The sequence below is a fragment of the Allobosea sp. TAB14 genome (genome assembly GCF_052113865.1).
GTDB lineage: Bacteria > Pseudomonadota > Alphaproteobacteria > Rhizobiales > Beijerinckiaceae > Allobosea > Allobosea spartocytisi.
Genome location: NZ_JBFRDQ010000299.1, coordinates 1 through 3,343 on the forward strand (window position 1 = coordinate 1; position 3,343 = coordinate 3,343).

Sequence of the window (3,343 nt, forward strand, 5' to 3'; positions counted from 1 at the left end):
ATGCGGGCCCGGTGGGCGGTTTCGGCGGCGACTATGGCGGCAGCGGCGGCGTGCAGTTCGCGGCGCTCGGTGCCGACGACACGGCGGTGCTCGACCGCAACCCCGACGATCCCTCGACCTGGGGCAAGGTCGGCCGCAACGAGGCCTGCCCCTGCGGTTCCGGCAAGAAATACAAGCACTGCCACGGCCAGTACGTCTGAAGCAGAACGCTTCCGGCTTCGCTTTCGTCATGCCCGGCTCCGGCCGGGCATTGTCGTTTTGGCTCGGCGCATGGGCGGCTCGCAGCTGCGCCTGCGCCTGATGGACGCACGGATTCGTGAGGTCATGTTTACGCCTCGGTAAGGCTCTTCTTTCCAAGTTGCGCGCTGCGAAAGGAGATGAACGGATGATCAAGACAACGCTTTCGGCAATCTGCCTGGCTTTGCTGACGAGCACGGGTGCTGAAGCGGCTTCCGCCAAATCGCTCGGACAGTTCAACGCCTGGAGTGCGGCAGCCTACGACAAGGACAATTCGACCCGTTGCTTCATCATGAGCAGCCCCACGGCCGAGAATCCGTCGGGCTTGCGTCATGGCGAGGTCTTCTTCTTTGTCCAGACGGGAAATAACGGCACCAATACGGAATCGAGTTTCCAGACGGGCTACAGCTTCGCCACGAACTCGACCGTCACCGTCACCATCGGCGACGAGGAGTTCCGCATGCTGACCGAGGGCAACAACGCCTGGCTCGAGAAGGTCGAGCGTGAGCCCGCCCTTCTCGCGGCGATGCGCGCGGGCAGCGACATGGTGCTCGAAGCCCGCTCGGCCCGCGGCAACGCCACGAGCTACACCTTCTCGCTCGCCGGTGTCACCGCCGCCTCACGCCTGCTCCAGCGCTGCGACACGGCGGCGGCACAGAGCTAGGACATCGGTGGCGTTCGCGGCTCCGATGCAAGGCGCGGGGAACCCCTCTCCCGGATGGGAGAGGGGCAGGGGTGAGGGACCGCCGCTTCTCGCCAAGGCAGGACGCGGCCGCCGCGCCTTCTGCGGAAAGCACTCACCCTCATCCGGCGCTCCGCGCCACCTTCTCCCATCCGGGAGAAGGAAGGGGCCGTCGCACTTCCCCTGCAAACTTATCCCCGCCCCACACACCGCGCCTATCCTCGGCCCACCTCGTCCCCGAGGGGCAGCCATCCGGAGGTGTGCCGTTGGTGGGGATGGGAGCGGCGCCTGCGGGTGGAGTCACGATCCACTCCCGGGAGGCTTCGGGGCACCGCCCTGGGGACACTACGATCCCTGTGCGAGGAGCTCGCTGGGAACGGCCGATGGCATCACGCCTTCGTCCCATGCCCGAGTAGACGCGACAAGGCGATGAGCCGCACTGGCGTCGAAAGGGCTCGCGGCGAAGGATGGCCGCAGGCCCGATAAGCGCGGCCCGGAGACTGAAGAACGCCGGAAGCGGAGCGCCACGGGGCGTGCGGAAGGTGGCTCAATCCTTCCGCGCCGCATCCTGGCTCAATGGAAGCGGCCTTATATCCACCGCGCCTCGCGGCGCTCCGCTGCCCCTCACCACCACCGAACGCGGCGACGCGGGCGGGCGAAGACCTTTGCGCCCCATGCTTGCATCTACCCGCCACAACCGCCAGTTTGGGCCGCTGCCGACAAAAACGGGCAGGCCTAACGCGGCGGGGGAAACGGAATGGATCTGTCGGGCTTCAATATTGCGGTCATCGTCGTGGTGGCGCTGGTGATCCTGACGATCGCGCGCGGCGTCCGCACCGTTCCACAGGGCTTCAACTACACCGTCGAGCGCTTCGGCCGCTATTCGCGCACGCTGAGCGCCGGCCTCGGGCTGATCGTSCCCTATATCGATCGCATCGGCCACAAGGTGAATGTCATGGAGCAGGTGCTCGACATTCCSWSSCAGGAGGCGATCACCAAGGACAATGCCGGCGTSCGSATCGACGCYGCCGCCTTCTAYCAGGTGCTCGACGCMGCCAAGGCCTGCTACGAGGTGTCCTCGCTCAACGATGCGCTGATGGTCCTGACCATGACCAATATCCGCACCGTCGTCGGCTCGATGGACCTCGACCAGTTGCTCTCCCATCGCGACGAGATCAACGAGCGGCTGCTGCGCGTCATGGACGCCGCCGCCTCGCCCTGGGGCGTCAAGGTCACGCGCATCGAGATCCGCGACATCCTGCCGCCGGCCGACATCGCCGGCGCGATGAACCGGCAGATGAAGGCCGAGCGCGAGAAGCGCGCCGCGATCCTGGAAGCGGAAGGCCTGCGCCAGGCCGAGATCCTCAAGGCCGAGGGCCAGAAGCAGTCGCAGATCCTCGCCGCCGAGGGCCGCAAGGAATCGGCGCTGCGCGACGCCGAGGCGCGCGAGCGGCTGGCGCAGGCGGAAGCAGCGGCGACCGCCATGGTCTCGGAGGCGATCGGCAAGGGCGACATCCAGGCCGCCAACTTCCTGATCGCCGAGCGCTATACCGATGCGCTGAAGGCCATCGCGACCGGCCCCAACAGCAAGGTGGTGATCGTGCCGATCGAGGCGGCCTCGCTCGCCGGCACGGTCGGCGGCATCGCCCAGCTCACCAAGGCCGTCTTCGGCGAGGACGCCGTCGCGGCGCGGCGCAATTCGGGCTCGGTTCCGCCGGCCGGGCGCGCGAATAGCTGAGGTCGCCATGCCTGACTGGCTCCTCACCCATAATGGCTGGCTCTGGGCCATTCTCGGCCTCGTCCTCATCGGCGGCGAGATCCTGGCGCCGGGCGTCTTCCTGATCTGGCTCGGCCTCGCCGCGCTCGTCACCGGCGCGGTCGTCGGCATCTTCGGCCTCGGCTGGCAGGCGGCCTCGATCGTCTTCGCGATCCTCGCCATCGCCAGCGTCGCCGCCGGGCGGCTATTGACCCGCCGCCGCGGCGAGGAGCCCGATGCCGCGACCGGGCTCAACGACCGCGGCCGCCAGCTCATCGGCAAGGTCTTCCGGCTGGAAGCAACGATGACCGGCGGCGAAGGGCGCGTCCGCGTCGGCGATTCCTCCTGGCGGATCATCGGCCCCGAGCTGCTGGCGGGCACGGAGGTCAAGGTCGTACGCGTCGAAGGCTCGACGCTGGTGATCGAGAAGGCATGAGGTTTTTGCATCGCTTGCGGCGTTTCGCGCGTCAGCGTTGCATCTAGGTATCGGCAAGCGGTGCGACGCTGCAGCTCCGCCGTTTTCACCTCACCCGCAGGGCGCGGCGATTTTGCGCGACTGCCGTGTCGTTCTTCGTAGCAAGCCGGAAGGCTTGCGTCCTCGAACTTCGTGCATTCGCGCAAAATCGCCTGCGTCAAATCAATCCCATGGCTCATAACAGCCTCTAAGG

General features: G+C 67.1%; 4 protein-coding genes. All 4 read left to right on the plus strand.

Annotated features, from left to right (window positions below):
• A partial coding sequence (locus AB4Y99_RS26640; RefSeq protein ID WP_441525447.1) for an SEC-C metal-binding domain-containing protein occupies nucleotides 1-200 on the plus strand: 200 nt, incomplete at its 5' end.
• A gap of 185 nt (nucleotides 201-385) precedes the next feature.
• Nucleotides 386-901, plus strand: a complete 516-nt coding sequence (locus AB4Y99_RS26645; protein WP_038362839.1) for an invasion associated locus B family protein — start codon at nucleotides 386-388, stop codon at nucleotides 899-901.
• A gap of 775 nt (nucleotides 902-1,676) precedes the next feature.
• Nucleotides 1,677-2,657, plus strand: coding sequence for an SPFH domain-containing protein (locus AB4Y99_RS26650; protein ID WP_441525448.1), 981 nt, complete (start codon nucleotides 1,677-1,679; stop codon nucleotides 2,655-2,657).
• Nucleotides 2,658-2,664: 7 nt separating this feature from the next.
• Nucleotides 2,665-3,111 carry an NfeD family protein gene (locus tag AB4Y99_RS26655; RefSeq protein WP_038362835.1) on the plus strand — a complete coding sequence of 149 codons (447 nt, stop codon included), beginning with the start codon at nucleotides 2,665-2,667 and terminating at the stop codon, nucleotides 3,109-3,111.
• The last annotated feature ends 232 nt before the right edge of the window (nucleotides 3,112-3,343 follow it).

Excerpts from the sequence above, each read along its gene's own strand:
- AB4Y99_RS26645 (WP_038362839.1), top strand. The coding sequence starts at position 386 with ATGATCAAGACAACGCTTTCGGCAATCTGCCTGGCTTTGCTGACGAGC.
- AB4Y99_RS26655 (WP_038362835.1), top strand. The coding sequence starts at position 2,665 with ATGCCTGACTGGCTCCTCACCCATAATGGCTGGCTCTGGGCCATTCTC.